Raw genomic sequence first — 6323 nt, forward strand, 5'->3', positions numbered from 1 at the left:
TTAGTGATGTGCTTAATGACTCACTTGCGCTTAGTGATGTACTTAATGATTGGCTTGCACTTAACGATGTACTTAGTGATTGACTAGCACTTAGTGATGTGCTTAATGACTCACTCGCACTTAGTGAGGTGCTTAATGACTCACTTGCACTTAGTGATGTACTTAATGATTCACTCGTACTTAGTGATGTGCTTAATGATTCGCTCGCACTTAATGAGGTACTTAGTGATTCACTTGTGCTTAATGACGTGCTTAATGATTCACTCGCACTTAGTGATGTACTTAATGATTGGCTTGCACTTAACGATGTACTTAATGATTCACTCGCACTTAGTGAGGTACTCATTGATTCGCTTGCACTTAGTGATGTACTTAATGATTCACTTGTACTTAATGAGGTACTTAATGATTCACTCGCACTTAGTGATGTACTTAATGATTCACTCGCACTTAGTGATGTGCTTAATGACTCACTTGCGCTTATTGATGTACTTAATGATTCACTCGCACTTAGTGATGTACTTAATGACTCACTTGCGCTCACTGATGTACTTAATGATTGGCTTGCACTTAACGATGTACTTAGTGATTCACTCGTACTTAATGATGTACTTAATGATTGACTCGCACTTAGTGATGTACTTAATGACTCACTTGCACTTAGTGATGTACTTAATGATTCACTCGCACTTAGTGATGTGCTTAATGACTCACTTGCGCTTATTGATGTACTTAATGACCCACTTGCACTCACTGATGTACTTAATGATTGGCTTGCACTTAACGATGTACTTAATGACTCACTTGCGCTTATTGATGTACTTAATGATTCACTTGCACTCACTGATGTGCTTAATGATTCACTTGCACTCACTGATGTGCTTAATGATTCACTCACACTTAGTGATGTACTTAATGATTGACTTGCACTTAGTGATGTACTTAATGATTCACTCGCACTCACTGATGTGCTTAATGATTGACTTGCACTTAACGATGTACTTAATGACTCACTTGCACTCACTGATGTACTTAGTGATTCGCTCGCACTTAGTGATGTACTTAATGATTGGCTTGCACTTAACGATGTACTTAGTGATTCACTTGTACTTAGTGATGTACTTAATGATTGACTCGCACTTAGTGATGTGCTTAATGACTTACTTGCGCTTATTGATGTACTTAATGATTGGCTTGCACTTAACGATGTACTTAGTGATTCACTTGCACTTAGTGAGGTACTCATTGATTGACTAGCACTCACTGATGTACTTAATGATTGGCTTGCACTTAATGATGCACTTAGTGATTCACTTGTACTTAATGATGTACTTAATGATTCACTCACACTTAGTGATGTGCTTAATGATTGACTTACACTTAGTGATGTACTTAGTGATGTACTTAGTGATTGGCTTGCACTTAACGATGTACTTAACGATTCACTCACACTTAGTGATGTGCTTAATGATTGACTTGCACTTAACGATGTGCTTAATGATTCACTCACACTTAGTGATGTGCTTAATGATTGACTAGCACTCACTGATGTGCTTAATGATTCACTCGTACTTAACGATGTACTTAATGACTCACTTGCACTCACTGATGTACTTAATGATTGACTCGTACTTACTGATGTACTTAGTGATTCGCTCGCACTTAGTGAGGTACTCATTGATTGACTAGCACTCACTGATGTGCTTAATGACTCACTTGCGCTTATTGATGTGCTTAATGATTGGCTTGCACTTAACGATGTACTTAATGATTCACTCGCACTTAGTGATGTGCTTAATGATTGGCTTGCACTTAACGATGTACTTAGTGATTGACTAGCACTTAGTGATGTGCTTAATGACTCACTTGCGCTTAGTGATGTACTTAATGATTGGCTTGCACTTAACGATGTACTTAATGATTCACTCGCACTTAGTGAGGTGCTTAATGACTCACTTGCGCTTAGTGATGTACTTAATGATTGGCTTGCACTTAACGATGTACTTAGTGATTGACTAGCACTTAGTGATTCACTTGTACTTAATGATGTACTTAATGATTCACTCGCACTTAGTGATGTACTTAATGATTGGCTTGCACTTAATGATGTACTTAGTGATTCGCTCGCACTTAATGATTGACTCGTACTTAACGATGTACTTAATGATTCACTTGCACTTAGTGAGGTGCTTAATGACTCACTTGCGCTTAACGATGTACTTAATGATTGGCTTGCACTTAATGATGCACTTAGTGATTCACTCGTACTTAATGATGTACTTAGTGATGAGCTTGTACTTAACGATGTACTTAATGATTCACTCGTACTTAATGATTGACTCAATGATTGACTAGCACTTAGTGATGTGCTTAATGATTCACTTGCGCTTAGTGATGCACTTAGTGATTGACTAGCACTTAATGATGCACTTAGTGATTCACTCGTACTTAATGATGTACTTAATGATTCACTCGTACTTAATGATTGACTCAATGATTGACTAGCACTTAGTGATGTGCTTAATGATTCACTTGCGCTTAGTGATGTACTTAATGATTGACTCGTACTTAACGATGTACTTAATGATTCACTTGCACTTAGTGATGTGCTTAATGACTCACTTGCACTTAGTGATGTACTTAATGATTCACTCGCACTTAACGATGTACTTAATGACTCACTTGCGCTTAGTGATGCACTTAGTGATTGACTAGCACTTAACGATGTGCTTAATGATTCGCTCGCACTTAATGATTGACTCGTACTTAATGACGTACTTAGTGATTGACTAGCACTTAACGATGTACTTAATGATTCACTTGCACTTAATGATGCACTTAGTGATTCACTTGTACTTAACGATGTACTTAATGATTCACTTGCACTTAGTGATGTACTTAATGATTGGCTTGCACTTAACGATGTGCTTAATGATTCGCTCGCACTTAGTGAGGTACTTAGTGATTCACTTGTACTTAATGATGTACTTAATGATTGACTAGCACTTAGTGAGGTACTCATTGATTGACTAGCACTCACTGATGTGCTTAATGATTCACTCGCACTTAACGATGTACTTAATGATTGGCTTGCACTTAATGATGTACTTAGTGATGAGCTCGCACTTAATGATGCACTTAGTGATTGACTAGCACTTAACGATGTACTTAATGATTGGCTTGCACTTTGCGAAATGCTTGTACTTTTCGATTGACTTGCTTTTACTGATTCACTTTGTGAACGACTTAGGCTCAATGAGCGGCTTGCGCTTTGCGAAATGCTTGTACTTTTCGATTGACTTGCTTTTACTGACTCACTTTGTGAACGGCTTAGACTCAATGAGCGACTCGCACTCTGCGAAATACTTGTACTTTTTGATTGACTTGCTTTTACTGATTCACTTTGTGAACGACTTAAACTCAATGAGCGGCTTGCGCTTTGCGAAATACTTGTACTTTTCGATTGACTTTCTTTTACTGACTCACTTTGTGAACGACTTAAACTCAATGAGCGGCTTGCACTTTGCGAAATGCTTGTACTTTTCGATTGACTTTCTTTTACTGACTCACTTTGTGAACGACTTAGGCTCAATGAGCGACTTGCGCTTTGCGAAATACTTGTACTTTTCGATTGACTTTCTTTTACTGATTCACTTTGTGAACGACTTAAACTCAATGAGCGGCTTGCGCTTTGCGAAATACTTGTACTTTTCGATTGACTTTCTTTTACTGACTCACTTTGTGAACGACTTAGGCTCAATGAGCGACTTGCGCTTTGCGAAATACTTGTACTTTTCGATTGACTTTCTTTTACTGATTCACTTTGTGAACGACTTAAACTCAATGAGCGGCTTGCACTTTGCGAAATGCTTGTACTTTTCGATTGACTTTCTTTTACTGATTCACTTTGTGAACGACTTAAACTCAATGAACGGCTTGCACTTTGCGAAATACTTGTACTTTTCGATTGACTTTCTTTTACTGATTCACTTTGTGAACGACTGATACTTTCAGATTCAGAAAGTGATTTACTCATTGATTCTCTTATACTATTAGATGTACTTTCACTCCTAGAATTCACTTCAGACTGACTTGCACTTGATGAAGCACTTATACTACTTGACTCACTCAATGATTGAGAACTGATCTTATTAACAACCTCGTTCTTAACTTGTCCAAAGCTAATTGAACTAATAGCTGTACCACTGTTATTTGCTACTACATATTTTTCGCCATAACGTCCAGTTTGTCTACGCGCAGCATTTTCTAAATATGTATTCTCAAATCGTTTTGTTGTTGATCCAACGACTTGCATACCAAAACTTGTTTTAAGTTCTTCAAATTCTCCCGTATATAGCGTTTTAAATGTAATAGTATGTACACGATTACCAGTTGGTGAAGTAGTTAAATACTGTTTTCCATAAACATTTCCATTACGCGTGTAAACTGCTCTAACACCATCAACTTTAATATCTGTTGGTTCATTTAATTTACCATTTACAGCAATAAAAACACCCGTATAGGCACTATTCCAGTTATCACCTCTTGTATTAGATGTAGCTCCTGTTGGATTATAAGTTACTGTCCATTCGATAACTTTAGTTACCGTGTCGTAAACACCTTTTAAGTTAGATAAAAGTTGTTGTGGTCTATCTCCTGCCCCTGCTGCCCATTTCGCTTCACGGACATCAGTAAAATCACTCGGAGCAGTAAAAGTAACTTTTGTCCCATTAACAGTAGCACGGAAAACATTGTTGGTCATACCTAACTCTTCAATTGATTTGCCATGTTCTTCTGGTCTTGGCATAATAGATGTTAGACGGTATCTAATTGTTCCATCTGCCTCTGTTATTTCCTCATAAGTTAACCCACTACTTCTAAGGACATACACTTTCCCATTTCTGCTATATTTATCAACAATATCATTATTGTCTTCAGATAATGCTGATGATGATAAATATGATTCACTTAAACTAACAGATTCACTAGTTGATACTGACTCACTTAGTGACAATGAATAGGATTGGCTTGCACTTAGCGAATTACTCAATGATAATGAACTAGATTGACTAATACTTTCAGACAAACTTTCGCTAATTGCATTATCATTTTCATTAGCACGTACTGTGCTTTCTACATTTTCTTTATTTGATGAAGCATTCGAAGGCTGAGCTGTAGCCTCTTTTGATTCTTCACTAACGTTGTTAAAATGAACAACTTCTTTGTTAGCAACTATTCCTTCACTAACAAGTGATTCTTTTTCTAACGTTACTGGTGTTTCCTCACTAGCAAATGCTGTATTTGGTGACAATAATACGCCGCCACCAATAATCGCACTAGCTGAGGCAAGTCCCTGCAATGTCTTTTTGAATGTATCCGTACCGTTACCGATTTCTTCAACGTTTGTAACAGATAATTTTTCTGTACTACTTCCCCTCCAAATTTTCAACAGACCAATACTAGATAAAACCGATTTTATCCATGTTTTACCGGATTTCCTCAAACGAACTCGAGTTTTTCTGTCCGTTTCTATATATTGTTTATACTTCTTTTTTTTATCCACTTCATCTCTCCTCTTCAATTTCTATAAAGCAAAAAGTTTTAAAAATCCATATAACCATGAAATTATACAATGATTTTTCACAACATTCAACAAAAAAATTCTATAAAATCGTAATGAAAATGTAATTTATTTACATTTTTTACTGTTGATATATTCTACAGTTTTACTACTATTATAGTATAAATTTCATTTGTTTCTTATAATGTATATAAAAATATATATACAGTATTTTCTATTTTTCAAAATAGTATAACAGTTAATTTATGTGTATTAATTTTACATATAAATTACAAAAATATAGATTTGAATATACATAAAATTTATTATTTTTATATAAAAATAAATATGATTTTTTTAGTAATTTTTAACTTATAAATAAAATAACTTACAAAAAAATAAGATATTATTAAATAAAATAAATATCTTAGTTTGTATATTTTTAGAATACAATAAATCGGCTCTTCGTCAAATTATGTTGGTAAGTAAAAATTCCAGCAAATATTAAGTTGTTTTTTCTTAATAGGGCTAATTGTTTCTTTTCGAATCGGTATGCAGTTGTCAAGGTTTATAGCGTGAGCGTGCCTTGACAATAAGCATACTGATTTGATAGACTTTTCAGCCCATATTAAGATTGTTTAAATAATTTTTCTTGCACTAAAAATACTCGAGTTCGTAAATATGTAAAATATTTAAACCCATAACTCATGCGATTTAATAATTTTATTTTTCGATTTATCCCCTCAATAACACCGTTAGAATA

2 protein-coding genes are annotated in these 6323 nt (G+C 35.3%); both read right to left on the bottom strand.

Annotated elements, in window-relative coordinates; translation table 11 throughout:
• A partial coding sequence (locus tag E4T68_RS09965; protein WP_167753870.1) for an accessory Sec-dependent serine-rich glycoprotein adhesin occupies window positions 1–5563 on the bottom strand: 5563 nt, incomplete at its 3' end.
• Between the two features lie 625 nt (window positions 5564–6188).
• A partial coding sequence (locus E4T68_RS08080; protein ID WP_167753761.1) for a transposase occupies window positions 6189–6323 on the bottom strand: 135 nt, incomplete at its 5' end.

This window comes from Granulicatella sp. WM01, from assembly GCF_004570605.1.
Lineage (GTDB): Bacteria > Bacillota > Bacilli > Lactobacillales > Aerococcaceae > WM01.